This window comes from Yoonia sp. (assembly GCF_046292185.1).
Lineage (GTDB): Bacteria > Pseudomonadota > Alphaproteobacteria > Rhodobacterales > Rhodobacteraceae > Yoonia.
The window spans coordinates 1-12,502 of the sequence record NZ_JBKBQY010000039.1; the positions used below are offsets into that span (position 1 = coordinate 1).

At 59.3% G+C, this 12,502-nt stretch carries 14 protein-coding genes; 7 read left to right on the plus strand and 7 right to left on the minus strand.

Annotated features, from left to right (window positions below):
* From ACK4TM_RS08880 to ACK4TM_RS08890, 3 genes are all read right to left on the minus strand, one after another.
* The coding region (locus ACK4TM_RS08880; protein WP_409699898.1) for a glycosyl hydrolase family 28-related protein at positions 1-798 on the minus strand (798 nt) is incomplete at its 3' end.
* Between the two features lie 115 nt (positions 799-913).
* On the minus strand, positions 914-1,318 hold the full coding sequence (locus tag ACK4TM_RS08885) for a DUF4864 domain-containing protein (RefSeq protein WP_409699901.1): 405 nt from the start codon (positions 1,316-1,318) through the stop codon (positions 914-916).
* Between the two features lie 82 nt (positions 1,319-1,400).
* Positions 1,401-2,975 carry a lysine--tRNA ligase gene (locus tag ACK4TM_RS08890; protein WP_409699904.1) on the minus strand — a complete coding sequence of 525 codons (1,575 nt, stop codon included), beginning with the start codon at positions 2,973-2,975 and terminating at the stop codon, positions 1,401-1,403.
* 110 nt (positions 2,976-3,085) lie between these two features.
* On the opposite strand from ACK4TM_RS08890, the gene ACK4TM_RS08895 reads away from it, so the two are divergent.
* From ACK4TM_RS08895 to ACK4TM_RS08910, 4 genes are all read left to right on the plus strand, one after another.
* Complete coding sequence (locus ACK4TM_RS08895; protein WP_409699907.1) at positions 3,086-3,502, plus strand: tellurite resistance TerB family protein; 417 nt, start codon at positions 3,086-3,088, stop codon at positions 3,500-3,502.
* A 143-nt stretch (positions 3,503-3,645) separates the two neighbouring features.
* A complete protein-coding gene (locus ACK4TM_RS08900; RefSeq protein ID WP_409699910.1) occupies positions 3,646-5,538 on the plus strand; it encodes a propionyl-CoA synthetase in 1,893 nt (630 codons plus the stop codon).
* 93 nt (positions 5,539-5,631) lie between these two features.
* Complete coding sequence (locus tag ACK4TM_RS08905) at positions 5,632-6,939, plus strand: NAD(P)/FAD-dependent oxidoreductase (protein ID WP_409699913.1); 1,308 nt, start codon at positions 5,632-5,634, stop codon at positions 6,937-6,939.
* Between the two features lie 12 nt (positions 6,940-6,951).
* Entirely contained in the window at positions 6,952-7,512 is a 561-nt protein-coding gene (locus ACK4TM_RS08910; RefSeq protein WP_409699916.1) for a hypothetical protein, read from the plus strand.
* A 120-nt stretch (positions 7,513-7,632) separates the two neighbouring features.
* Here the strand turns inward: ACK4TM_RS08910 and ACK4TM_RS08915 are convergent, their stop codons facing one another.
* Positions 7,633-8,397, minus strand: coding sequence for an NAD kinase (locus tag ACK4TM_RS08915; protein WP_409699919.1), 765 nt, complete (start codon positions 8,395-8,397; stop codon positions 7,633-7,635).
* Positions 8,398-8,581: 184 nt separating this feature from the next.
* Between ACK4TM_RS08915 and glyA the strand changes: the two genes are divergently transcribed.
* Positions 8,582-9,877 carry a serine hydroxymethyltransferase gene (glyA, locus tag ACK4TM_RS08920; protein ID WP_409699922.1) on the plus strand — a complete coding sequence of 432 codons (1,296 nt, stop codon included), beginning with the start codon at positions 8,582-8,584 and terminating at the stop codon, positions 9,875-9,877.
* A gap of 39 nt (positions 9,878-9,916) precedes the next feature.
* On the opposite strand, the gene ACK4TM_RS08925 is transcribed toward glyA, so the two are convergent.
* Entirely contained in the window at positions 9,917-10,285 is a 369-nt protein-coding gene (locus ACK4TM_RS08925; protein ID WP_409699925.1) for a hypothetical protein, read from the minus strand.
* 78 nt (positions 10,286-10,363) lie between these two features.
* Here ACK4TM_RS08925 and ACK4TM_RS08930 point away from each other — a divergent pair, with 78 nt between their 5' ends.
* Together ACK4TM_RS08930 and ACK4TM_RS08935 are read left to right on the plus strand one after the other, a co-directional pair.
* Positions 10,364-11,101 (plus strand): alpha/beta fold hydrolase, encoded by a 738-nt coding sequence (locus ACK4TM_RS08930; RefSeq protein WP_409699928.1) that lies wholly within the window; start codon positions 10,364-10,366, stop codon positions 11,099-11,101.
* 49 nt (positions 11,102-11,150) lie between these two features.
* A complete protein-coding gene (locus ACK4TM_RS08935; protein ID WP_409699932.1) occupies positions 11,151-11,279 on the plus strand; it encodes an entericidin A/B family lipoprotein in 129 nt (42 codons plus the stop codon).
* A 153-nt stretch (positions 11,280-11,432) separates the two neighbouring features.
* On the opposite strand, the gene ACK4TM_RS08940 is transcribed toward ACK4TM_RS08935, so the two are convergent.
* Together ACK4TM_RS08940 and ACK4TM_RS08945 are read right to left on the minus strand one after the other, a co-directional pair.
* Positions 11,433-11,621 (minus strand): CTP synthetase, encoded by a 189-nt coding sequence (locus tag ACK4TM_RS08940; protein WP_409699935.1) that lies wholly within the window; start codon positions 11,619-11,621, stop codon positions 11,433-11,435.
* 160 nt (positions 11,622-11,781) lie between these two features.
* Positions 11,782-12,234: a DUF4145 domain-containing protein gene (locus tag ACK4TM_RS08945; protein WP_409699938.1), complete on the minus strand. Its 453-nt coding sequence runs from the start codon at positions 12,232-12,234 to the stop codon at positions 11,782-11,784.
* Positions 12,235-12,502 lie beyond the last annotated feature (268 nt).

The following is a 12,502-nucleotide window of genomic DNA, read 5'->3' on the forward strand; positions in this document are numbered from 1 at the left end:
CGCATCCAGATAGGCGTCGTAATTGTAGCCGCGTTGCAGGATGAACCTGTGCTGCGCGGCCTGTATGATCCGGCCTTCGAAACGGGTATTGTTCTGCAGGGTGACATTGCCGTTCAACAGGTAATCGCCTGCAGGCACGATGATGGTGCGCCCCTGTGCCGCCGCATCGGCGGCGGTGAAGGCGGCGGTATTGTCGGTTACGCCATCCCCCCTGGCCCCGAAATCGCGCACATCGACAAGGCTGACCAGATCGCGGGTGAACAGCGCGCTGACATCTTCGATCTCGATATCGTCGATCCGGACCAGACCACCGGCAGGTCCGGTCAGGTCAATCCCCAGATGGCCATAAGCCGCCCCCTGCCAGACCAGATCGACGCCTGTACGCGCCGCAGTCGCGATAATGGCGCGGATCGTCACCACGCTGCCATAGCTGGTCAGTTGCGTGGCGGGGCCAGCCATTGGCAAACCCGGCGCGATGATGCCATTCGCCCGGCCCGGCCAGCCGGAAATCCGCACGGCGGGCATCGGGCCTGCCACCGCCTTGAACCTTGCCGTAACCTGCAGATAGCAGCCCGGCAGGATTGGCGTCTGGCCCATATAGCGGACACGCGCGAAGGTGCCTGTTTTCAGCACCTCCAGACACCCGGCGAAATCGGGGTCGGCAGCGACGAAGACCCCCGATCCGCTGATCGCATAGGTGTCAGAGCCGGGCGTGCCGTTGCCGCTGGACCAGACGCCCAATCCGGCGGCAAAGGGCAAAGGGTTGAAAACGATGGAATCGGTGATGGCCTTGTTCATGAGATATTCCTTTGTGCAAATGTCCGGCCGGATGGCGGGATCAATCGCTGGAAAGTTTATCTCACAAGGTTAAACACCTCCTGACCTGACCGTGCGGTGGGCCGCGCAACGGGGATCAGGCGCCCACGTCAGGGGCAGGCAAAAGCTGTACACCATTGATCTGCCAGCCGTTTTCCGTATCGATCATCTGATATTCCAGCATATGCAGCACGCCTTGCGCGTCGCGGATCAGCACGCGCTGGAACAGCAGGCCGGATAATTCGCGCAATTCCCCGAACCGCACATCGGCGTTGTCCCAGACCATCGGATAGGCTTGTTGCACCATCGCGCCGAAGTTTCCCTCGGACCCGAACAGGCGCTTGATGTTGGGGCTGGCGTGGGACCAGGCGGTGCCGACATCGCGGTCGTTGAAGGCCTGCAACTGATCGCCGATCACGCCTTCGATCGCGGCATTGTCCTGCGCGGCAAGGGATGTGGCCGACAGCCAGAGCCCCAGAATAAGAATGGGTAAGCGCTTCATCGTCTTCTCCCTGCGTATCTGATGTAAAAGATACGCAGGGAGAGGCAGATCAGTTTCATTTTTGTCGCGCGGCGCGATCCAATCAGGCGGCGCGCGCCAGTTGCGCCTCGATCAGGGCAATCGTTTCATCCACGCCGTAAAGGGCGATGAAACCGCCGAAACGCGGGCCTTGCGATGCGCCCAGCAGCACCTCGTACAATGCTGTGAACCAGTTGCGCAGCGGATCGAAACCGTGATCGTTGCCGACGGCGAAAACCATGGTCTGCAAGGCTTCGGCATCCAGCCCGCCGTCCCAGTCGCGCAAGCGGTCCGCCAGATCCTGCAAGGCTGCGCGTTCCTGATCGTTGGGCGCGCGGAAGGTCTTGGTCGGTTTGACGAAATCATTGTAATAGCGCACGGCAAAACCCGCCGCCTGATCCATCTGCGGATTGTTTGCGGCGGAAGCATCGGGCGCATAGCGGCGGATGAACCCCCAGAGCGCATCCTTGTCCTCTGCCCCCGAGACGGAGGCGAGGTTCAGCAGCATCGCGAAAGGCACGACCATATCCGAGGCCGGCACGTTATGGCCGTGGATGTGGAAAACCGGGTTGTTCAGACGGCCCGCGTCATCCTGCGTGGCATAGGCGCGCAATTGCTGGTGATATTCATCGACCGCCTTGGGGATCACGTCGAAATGCATCCGTTTCGCCGTCTTGGGCTTTTGATACATGAAATAGCTGAGCGATTCCGTGGAGGCATAGGTCAGCCATTCATCAATCGAAATGCCGTTGCCGGAGGATTTGGAAATCTTCTGGCCGTTTTCATCGAGAAACAGTTCGTAAGAAAAATGGTTTGGCTTGCGCCCGCCGAGGATTTCGCAAATCCGGTCATAGATCGGGGTATTGGTGGCATGTTCCTTGCCATACATCTCGAAATCCACATCCAGCGCGGCCCAGCGCGCGCCGAAATCGGGCTTCCATTGCAGTTTGACGTTACCGCCGGTGACAGGCAGCGTCCATTCGCGGCCATCTTCATCGTCAAACGTCACCTCGCCCTTGGCGGCATCGACATGTTTGATCGGAACGTAAAGCACGCGGCCGGTTTCGGGATGGATCGGCAGGAAGATCGAATAGGTTTCCTGCCGTTCCTCGCGCAGGGATTTCAGCATCACCGCCATCAGATCGTCATAGCGTGCGGCAGCGCGCAGCAGGATTTCATCGAACTGACCCGAGCGATAGAATTCGCGCGCCGAATAGAATTCATATTCAAACCCGAAGGTATCGAGGAAGCGCCGGAGCATGGCGTTGTTATAGTGACCAAAGCTTTCGTATTCGCCGAACGGGTCCGGTACGGATGTCAGCGGTTTGTGCATATGCTCTTTCAGCATATCCTGCTGGGGCACGTTGCCAGGTATTTTGCGCATCCCGTCCAGATCGTCGGAAAAGCAGATCAGCCGGGTGGGGATGTCTGATATCACCTCGAAGGCGCGACGGATCATCGTGGTGCGCAACACCTCGCCAAAGGTACCGATATGCGGCAGGCCGGACGGGCCATAGCCGGTTTCGAACAGCACGTATCCCTTTTGGGACGGGCCGGTTTCATAGCGTTTGAGCAAGGCGCGCGCTTCTTCAAAGGGCCAGGCCTTGGATGTCATCGCAGCGTCACGCAGGTTGCTCATATCATGCTCATTCTTGATTGCGGCCCCCCGATTGGTGCCGACACGCCACACTCCCTATTGCGAGACGGGCAAGGCGTCAATAAATGGGACAGGATTATAAAGGATAGCCCATGGCAGACGCTTCATTGACGGCACAGGACGCGCTGGTCGCGCTGATGATCGCGGTATCCGCCGCGGACGGGAACATCCGCACGTCGGAACTGGTCAAGATCAGCAATGCGATCAACAATCTGCCGGTTTTCGCAGGCTATGACGTTGAACGCGTGCCGCAGATGTCGCAGGTGGTGTTTGAACTGCTGGAACCCGAGGACGGGCTGGAGGCATTGTTCGGCCTGATCCGCGACGCCCTGCCCGCCCGCCTGTTCGAGACCGCCTATGCGCTGTCCTGCGATGTGGCGGCCGCCGATGGCAGGATCTATGGGCAAGAGGCCCGGATGCTGGAAGAAATCCGCGAAGAGCTGGATATCGACCGGCTTTATGCCGCCGCCATCGAACGCGGCGCAAGGGCGCGGCATATGACCCTGTGACCCGCGCGCCTCCCGTCGCTGAAGGGTTAAAACCTGCTATGTCAATTTCTTGACACCAAGCCGCGCTGTCCTGCGTGTATTGTTGCGCGGCAGGTGGCCCCCGCGTAACAAGATTGCGACATCGTTTTGGGAGGAACGCGCGCATGGGCTATGCAGAGGTTTACGCAGACTGGCAAAAGGACCCCGAAGGGTTCTGGATGGAACAGGCCCGGGCGATCGACTGGGTCACTGCACCTGTCAAAGCGCTGGATGCCAGCCGTGCGCCGCTTTACCACTGGTTCGCCGACAGCGAGGTCAACACCTGCTATAACGCCGTGGACCGCCATGTCGCCAATGGAAGGGGCGATCAGGCCGCGATCATCTATGACAGCCCCGTCACCGACACTAAGCGCACAGTGACCTATGCGCAATTGCTGGAGAACGTGTCGCGCCTTGCCGGGGCCTTGCGCGCCAAAGGTGTCGCAAAGGGCGACCGCGTCATCATCTATATGCCCATGGTGCCCGAGGCGTTGGAGGCGATGCTGGCCTGTGCCCGGCTGGGGGCGGTGCATTCGGTGGTCTTTGGCGGCTTTGCCGCACATGAACTGGCGGTACGGATCAATGACGCCACCCCCAAGGCAATCATCGCGGGGTCCTGCGGAATCGAACCGGGGCGGGTCGTGGCCTATAAACCCCTGCTGGATGCCGCCATTGCAGAGGCGACACACAAGCCCGATTTCTGCATCATCCTGCAGCGCGATCAGGCAAGGGCGGATCTGACTGCAGGCCGCGATTTTGACTGGCACGCGGTGCAGAAAGACGCGACGCCCGCCGCATGTGTGCCCGTCGCGGGCGACCATCCCTCCTATATTCTTTATACATCCGGCACCACCGGCGCGCCAAAAGGGGTCGTGCGTCCAACCGCAGGGCATCTGGTCGCGCTGAACTGGACGATGAAGGCAATCTATAACGTCGATCCGGGCGATGTGTTCTGGGCGGCATCTGACGTGGGCTGGGTCGTGGGCCATTCCTATATCTGCTATGCGCCGCTGATCCACGGCAACACGACGGTCGTGTTTGAAGGCAAGCCTGTCGGCACGCCGGATGCCGCGACGTTTTGGCGGGTGATCGCGGAACATAACGTGCGGTCCTTCTTTACTGCCCCCACGGCATTCCGCGCGATCAAACGTGAAGACCCCAAGGGCGCGATGATCGCGGATTACGACATTTCCTGCCTGCGCGCGCTGTATCTGGCGGGCGAACGCGCCGATCCCGACACGATTGAATGGGCGCAGCGCGTGATGAAGGTGCCGGTCTATGACCATTGGTGGCAGACCGAAACCGGCTGGCCCATCGCCGCGAACCCTGCGGGGATCGAGGCGCTGCCCGTCAGGATCGGATCGCCCACCGTCGCCATGCCCGGCTATGATGTGCAGGTGCTGGACGAGGCGGGGCACCCCGTGCCCCCCGGCACATTGGGCGCAATTGCGGTGAAACTGCCCTTGCCGCCCGGCACCTTGCCGACGCTGTGGAATGCCGAAGAACGGTTCGTGAAATCCTATCTGACCACCTTTCCGGGGTTTTATGAAACCGGCGATGCCGGGATGATCGACGCAGACGGCTATCTTTACGTCATGGCGCGCACAGATGACGTGATCAACGTGGCGGGGCATCGGTTGTCGACGGGGGCGATGGAGGAAATCCTTGCCGCGCACGCGGATGTCGGCGAATGCGCCGTAATCGGCGTGGGCGATGACCTGAAAGGACAATTGCCGCTGGGCCTTGTCTGCCTGAACAAGGGCTGTGACCGGCCCCACGCAGAGATTATCAAAGAGGTGATCGCCGCCGTGCGCGACAGCATCGGCCCTGTCGCCGCGTTCAAACTGGTGGTGGTGGTGGACCGCCTGCCCAAGACACGGTCGGGCAAGATCCTGCGCGCCACCATGGTGAAGATTGCCGATCATCAGGAATTCAAACCGCCCGCCACCATCGACGATCCCGCGATACTGGACGAGATCAGGGCAGCGCTGCGGCCGCTTGGTTATGCCGGGGGGTGACATCGCTGCGGTTCTTTGGCCCCTTGCAAACAGGGGGTGGCGCGGCTCATAACAGGGCGCGCCGCCTGTTCCGGCGCGAAAGCGGAGCCTGTCATGCCCATCGAAACATTCGCCAAGAACGGTGAAACGAAACACACCACCAGCTATTACGCCGCCAGCGCGAACCCGTCGCCGGACCGGCCAAAGCTGCAGGGGGATCACCAGATTGATATCTGCGTCGTCGGTGCGGGCTATAGCGGACTGTCCGCCGCCCTGCATCTGGCGGAAAAAGGGTTCAAGGTCGCGGTGATCGAAGGTGCGCGCGTCGGCTGGGGCGCATCGGGGCGCAATGGCGGGCAGATCGTCAACGGGCTGAACGCCAGCCTGCAGACGATCAAGAAACGCTATGGTCAGGATACCGCGAATTTCGTCGCCGGTCTGGTGCAGGAAGGCGGCGAGATCATCCGCGAACGTGTCGCCACCTATGACATCCAGTGTGACCTGAAACACGGCAACATCTTCACCGGCCTGACCGCAGCCCATATGCGCGAGCTGGAAGAACGCCGCGCGCTTTGGGCGAGCTATGGGTTGCACAATCAGGACCTGCTGTCGAAAGAGGAATTGCGCGACCATATCGGGTCGGATGTCTATGCAGGCGGCATGATCGACCATACCGGCGGGCATATGCACCCGTTGAACCTGTGTCTGGGCGAGGCGGCGGCGTTTGAGAGCCTTGGCGGTGTGATCTATGAACAATCGCCGGTGATCAGCGCCGATACCGCAGCGGCGAAACCTGTCGTCCGCACGTCACATGGCACGATGACCTGCAACACGCTGCTTTTGTGCGGCAACGCCTATCTGGGCCATGTGATCCCTGCCCTGACCGCGCGTGTGATGCCGGTATCGACGCAGATGATGGCGACCGTCCCCTTGGGCGATGTGGCCGACGCATTGCTGCCGACAGATAAATGTGTGGAGGATGTCCGCTATATCCTCGATTACTTTCGCCTGTCTGCCGATAAACGGCTGATCTTTGGCGGCGGCACCGTCTATGGCGGCACCGATCCGGCGGATGTGGAGGCCAAACTGCGCCCTGCGATGGAAAAGGTCTATCCGCAGTTGAAGGGCGTGAAGGTAGAACACGCATGGAGCGGGAATTTCGCCCTGTCCTTCAGCCGCGTCCCGCAGATGGGGCGGCTGGGTAACAACACCTATTTCGCGCATGGCTATAGCGGGCATGGGGTGACGGGGTCGCACACCTTCGGGCGGATATTGTCCGAGGCCGTCGCCGGCGACCGCGCCCGGTTTGACGTCTTTGCCAAGGTGCCGTGGTACCCGTTTCCGGGTGGGCGGATGTTCCGCGTGCCCTACTCAATGATGGGGTCGTGGTATTATGCGTTGCGGGATCGGTTGGGGGTTTAGGGGGATTTTGAAATGAGTTTAGACATATTGACTAACCAGCTAGAGGGGGCGCTTGAGTCTGAGTTTTATTTTCTTGCACTCGCAACTGCGCTTTCGGTACCCGATTTTGCCGCGGCCATTGACTCAGATAATGGAAAAGCGACAGGCGCTAAATACAAGACTTGGTATGACAAATGGGTGCGCCCGAGGTTCTCGATCAACGTGAACCAAATATTTGAAACACGAGGAATCACTCAAACAATTGAGCTTGAAAATCCTTTTGACGGTGCAGAGTGTTATTATTATCGATGTGCTATGCTTCATCAAGCGAGGTCAACGCACGATAAAAGCGCTTTTTCTCGCGTTATGTTTATTGAGCCAAAATCCACTTCGAGTATAGTTCATTATGGCATATTGAATGACGCACTCACAATTGATTTGCCCTCATTTTGCCTTGAGGTTGTGCAAGGTTACAGGGATTGGGTGACTTTTGCTCGAGTAACAGAAAATTACGAAAGAAATATTGCAAATACGATGCAGCGATACAGTAACGGCTTAAAACCTTATATTGGTGGTGTTCCTGTAATATCTTAGATTCTTATTTTAAGATGGCCGATCCTTACCGACTCTCTTGGGGTAAATCGCCTACAAGAGGGTTGATGTTGAATTGTGGAGACTTCTGAACAGTGATCGCGATTTCCCAAAAGGAAGTGCCTACGCAAACTGCTCCCTGATCAACCGCTCCTCCAGCCCATGCCCCGGATCGAACAATATCCGATGCCTGATCCCCGGCTCTGACCGGATCTCCACGCTCACCACATCGCGCACGGATTTGCCGTCCGCATCCGCCATCACGGGCCGTTTCGCCGGATCGATCACATCAAACCGCACCACCGCCTTTTTCGGCAGCAATGCCCCCCGCCAGCGGCGCGGGCGGAAGGCGGCCATCGCGGTCAGGGTCAGCACATCGGACCCGATAGGCAGGATCGGGCCGTGGGCGGAATAATTATAGGCCGTGGACCCCGCCGGTGTCGCCAGCAGCGCGCCGTCGCAGACCAGTTCCGGCATCCGCAGCTTGCCATCCACGGTGATGCGCAGCTTGGCGGCCTGGGGACCGGCGCGCAGCAGGCTGACCTCGTTGATCGCCAGTGCTTCATGCATCGCGCCGTCGACGGTCAGGGCGGTCATGTGCAGGGGGTTGATCACCTCTTCCTCGGCCACGGCAAGGCGCGCGGGCAGGTCCAGATCGTGATAGGCGTTCATCAGGAAGCCGACCGTGCCACGGTTCATGCCGTAAACCGGCACGTCCAGCCCTTGGGTGCCGTGCAGGGTCTGCAACATGAAACCGTCCCCGCCCAGGGCGACGATCACATCCGCCTTGGCCTGCGGCACGTCGCCGTAAAGCTGTGCGAGATCGCGCAGCGCCGTCTGCGCAGTGGGCACCGAACTGGCGACAAAGGCGATTTTGGCACGTGACATGGTTGGTTTCCCCCGCAAGTTCCCAATGTGTGGGGGGATCAGGGCCGAAACGCAAGCCGCCGATACGAAACAGCCATTGCCGTTCTCATAAAGATCATGGTCGTTTTGATGCTTCAGAATGTGGGCTAACTGCGCTAAGTGAGTGCCAATTCCCCACCCGGCACCTACAAAGAGGATGCAATCCATGAATGCGACGATCCGCGACAAAGGCTTTTTCACCGAAACCCTTGCCACCCGCGACCCGGTGCTGCACGACGCCATGCAGGCCGAGCTGAAGCGCCAGCGCAAGGAAATCGAGCTGATCGCCAGTGAAAACATCGTTTCAGCCGCCGTGATGGAAGCGCAGGGCGGCGTGATGACCAACAAATACGCCGAAGGTTATCCGGGCCGCCGCTATTACGGTGGCTGCGATCATGTCGATGTGGCGGAAAACCTGGCCATCGACCGTGCCTGCCAGTTGTTTGATTGCGGCTTCGCCAATGTGCAGCCCAATTCCGGTAGCCAAGCCAATCAGGCGGTGTTTCAGGCGCTGCTGCAACCCGGCGATACGATCCTTGGCATGTCGCTGGATGCGGGCGGTCACCTGACCCATGGCGCGAAACCCAACCAATCGGGCAAATGGTTCAACGCGATCCAGTATGGCGTGCGCCGTCAGGACAACCTGCTGGATTATGACGAGGTCGCGCGTCTGGCGACCGAACACCAGCCCAAGATGATCATCGCCGGTGGCTCTGCCATTCCCCGCATCATCGATTTTGTAAAAATGCGCGAGATTGCGGATAGTGTCGGTGCCTACCTTCTGGTCGATATGGCGCATTTCGCGGGTCTGGTCGCCGCGGGGCATTACCCATCGCCTTTCCCCCACGCGCATGTGGCAACGACCACGACCCACAAAACCCTGCGCGGACCGCGCGGCGGCATGATCCTGACCAATGACGAGGATCTGGCGAAGAAGTTCAATTCGGCCATCTTCCCCGGCATTCAGGGTGGTCCGCTGATGCATGTGATCGCCGGTAAAGCGGTTGCCTTTGGCGAGGCGCTGCGCCCGGAGTTCAAGAGCTATCAGGCGCAGGTCATCAAGAACGCGCAGGCGCTGGCCGATCAGTTGATGAAAGGGGGTCTGGATATCGTCACCGGCGGCACCGATACGCATCTGATGCTGGTCGATCTGCGCCCCAAGGGCGTGAAAGGCAATGCCACAGAAAAGGCATTGGGCCGCGCCCATATCACCTGCAACAAGAACGGCATTCCTTTTGATCCTGAAAAGCCGACAGTCACATCGGGCATCCGCCTTGGTACACCCGCCGGGACGACCCGTGGCTTTGGCGAGGCGGAGTTCCGCAAGATCGCCGACTGGATCGTGCAGGTGACCGAAGGTCTGGCCGCCAATGGCGAAGATGGCAATGCCGAGGTCGAGGCGCAGGTCCGCGCTGAGGTCGAGGCACTGTGCGATCAGTTCCCGATCTACACCAACCTGTGATGCAAATGTAGGGTGGGTCATTGACCCACCTTACCCCTTTCAGATCAATCCGCGCTGCACCACGACGACCAGCGCCACGATCGCGGTGACCAGCAGGCCAAAGGCGATCGAGGCCGCGATCCCCAGCGCGCCGATCCGGTGCCGCTGCGTGATATCCACACGTTTGAGAAAATAGGCCGCCTTGCGATGCGCCGCCTCCAGCCGTGGCCGGTTGATCATCCGCTGCAGTTTGGGATTGTCGGCCAGCGCCTGCGCCTGCGCGAAATAGATCAGTTCGCGCCGCAATGCGCGCGGCAGATAGCGGCGGGCCTTGCGCACCTGCGCCTCGAACGTGCGGGCGCGCACGCCAAGACGCTGCTCAAGCAGTGCCCGGATTTCCTCGACCATGTTGTGAATGTCAGATGCCATATCGCCTGCGGTAGAACCAATCGGTGGCAGGCTCAATCCCTCTGGTCACCGCCGCCAAGGAAGGATAGCAACAGATGCATGTTGAACACGGTCCATTATGACGGCCCCGGCGCTGTCCCGCTTTTGATCGCCCACGGGCTTTTCGGCTCTGCCCGCAACTGGGGGGTGGTCGCCCGGAAATTGTCGGAATCCCGCCCCGTTATCACGGTCGATATGCGCAATCATGCGGAAAGCCCGTGGTTTGACACGCATTCCTATCACGACATGGCCGCTGATCTGGCGCAGATCACGTCCGGCCCCGCCGATATCCTGGGCCATTCGATGGGCGGCAAGGCGGCGATGGTGCTGGCCGTGCAGCACCCGGAAAAGGTGCGCAGGCTGATCATCGGCGATATTGCGCCTGTCGGCTACAGCCACAGCCAGAACGGCCTGATCGCGGCGATGCGGGGCGTCGATCTGACGCAGGTCGCAACACGCGCCGAGGCCAAGGCGCAACTGGGCCCTCAATCCCCCGGCGTGGCCGATTTCCTGCTGCAAAGTCTGGATATGAAGGACCGGCGCTGGCGGCTGAATCTTGACGTGCTGGAGGCCGAGATGGACAGGATCATCGGCTTTCCCGAGATCACCGGCAGTTTCGATGGGCCGTGCCTGTTTTTATCGGGTGGTGCGTCGGATTATGTGACCGCCGACCACCGACCTTTGATCAAGGCGCTGTTTCCCAACGCGCGTTTTGCGAAAATCCCCGACGCGGGCCATTGGCTGCATGCGGAAAAACCGCAGGAATTCATCGGCTCGGTCGCGGCGTTTCTGGGATAGTACGTTGTTGCGCCGTCTCCGGTGCTCACCTAAGATCGCGGGATCAACAATGAAAGTGTTCCCGATGATCCGCCTGATCGCCATCGCCGCCATCCTTGGCTTGTCCGCCTGCAACACCGTACAGGGCGTCGGCCGTGACATCACGAGCGCCGGACAGGCCATCGAAAACGCTCTCTGACCTTTGGGGTCAGATGAAGAGCGGCGAGGTCAGGATCGCGCCCAGACAGGCGCCGGCAAGCAGGATTGCAAAGCTATGGGGCAGGTAGTGCATCGGAATCTCCATCGGGTGATGAGGCTTTAACGCACGAGGCCGCCGATTTGGTCCCTGCCGTCAGCGAATATTTTTGGTGATCGCGCGGGCGACGTACCAACTGGCCGGAATGCCCAGTAGCGCGCCTGCCCCCGCCGCGATCAGGATCGGGATCAGCGTGTCCCGGCCCGTGGCGAGCGCTGCGATGACGAAGCTCCCCGCGAAACTGGTCCCGATGATGCTGTAGAGCATGGTGGCAAGACGAAACATGGGTGGTTCCTTTGGTATGCAGTGTCGCGCAAGGCATAGCGGAGGCCACAGGGGTGTGCCTTGATGTGGGTCAAGTGGGGGGTAAGGTGTGCCGCGTAGGGTGTGCCTCTGGCGCACCGAAGAAGCGGCGGGTGGATACGGTGCGCAGCGAGTGCACGCCCTACGCTGGCTTTGACGTACTCGACCTAGCTGTGCGTCGGATGTTCCTGCGTTCAGTCGCTAATCGAATTCTCTCAGGCTCAGTATACAAACGTTTCAAAAGTTCAAAACTAAAGTCGTATAAATCTTCAGCATCTTCAGCACTTAAAGATCCGTCGTGAGCCCCGTCGTTTCCGTCTTGCTGTAAACACTCTGCAAGACTTCGCAAATCAGGTGGAAGCATACCTGTGTCGAACATCCAGTCAAGACGTAACCCTAAGCTTCGGCGCACCTTTTGTGCTGGCTCACCTTGCTCTGGAAGCAAATCCTTAGTTGCCAAATCCAACGCTAGCCGAAACATTGCACCCGCGGCATTCCAGCATTGCAAACTGAGACAAACATTGCCCTCAAGCAAAACATCCTGAATCGGCTGAGGAATAAACTCGGGCAAAGCTCTTTTTTCAACATTATCCATTCGGACAAATTTTATAAAGCGAGCAAATGTGCTTATTTGACCAGACAGCTGTTCAAAATGGCGCTCGCCAAACCAAACTTGACGAAACAAATCTCTGTTTGTCTCATCTACTTTCGTATTCCCAGTAGTTACTACTTCACGTAACTTCTCAATGACCGCAATCGACCCCGCGCTACACGAAGAGCAAATACAGAAAACCTCCGCTCTTACATCTCTAGTTTTATATGACGACTCTATTGTCCGAAACGATGGGTTTGTCGCTGTGATC

Coding starts and splice junctions, on each gene's coding strand:
- ACK4TM_RS08900 (WP_409699910.1), top strand. CDS start 3,646: ATGGGCTATGCAGAGGTTTACGCAGACTGGCAAAAGGACCCCGAAGGG.
- ACK4TM_RS08945 (WP_409699938.1), bottom strand. CDS start 12,234: ATGGATAATGTTGAAAAAAGAGCTTTGCCCGAGTTTATTCCTCAGCCG.
- ACK4TM_RS08895 (WP_409699907.1), top strand. CDS start 3,086: ATGGCAGACGCTTCATTGACGGCACAGGACGCGCTGGTCGCGCTGATG.
- ACK4TM_RS08925 (WP_409699925.1), bottom strand. CDS start 10,285: ATGGCATCTGACATTCACAACATGGTCGAGGAAATCCGGGCACTGCTT.
- ACK4TM_RS08890 (WP_409699904.1), bottom strand. CDS start 2,975: ATGAGCAACCTGCGTGACGCTGCGATGACATCCAAGGCCTGGCCCTTT.
- ACK4TM_RS08905 (WP_409699913.1), top strand. CDS start 5,632: ATGCCCATCGAAACATTCGCCAAGAACGGTGAAACGAAACACACCACC.
- ACK4TM_RS08885 (WP_409699901.1), bottom strand. CDS start 1,318: ATGAAGCGCTTACCCATTCTTATTCTGGGGCTCTGGCTGTCGGCCACA.
- ACK4TM_RS08935 (WP_409699932.1), top strand. CDS start 11,151: ATGAAAGTGTTCCCGATGATCCGCCTGATCGCCATCGCCGCCATCCTT.
- glyA (WP_409699922.1), top strand. CDS start 8,582: ATGAATGCGACGATCCGCGACAAAGGCTTTTTCACCGAAACCCTTGCC.
- ACK4TM_RS08915 (WP_409699919.1), bottom strand. CDS start 8,397: ATGTCACGTGCCAAAATCGCCTTTGTCGCCAGTTCGGTGCCCACTGCG.
- ACK4TM_RS08940 (WP_409699935.1), bottom strand. CDS start 11,621: ATGTTTCGTCTTGCCACCATGCTCTACAGCATCATCGGGACCAGTTTC.
- ACK4TM_RS08930 (WP_409699928.1), top strand. CDS start 10,364: ATGTTGAACACGGTCCATTATGACGGCCCCGGCGCTGTCCCGCTTTTG.
- ACK4TM_RS08910 (WP_409699916.1), top strand. CDS start 6,952: ATGAGTTTAGACATATTGACTAACCAGCTAGAGGGGGCGCTTGAGTCT.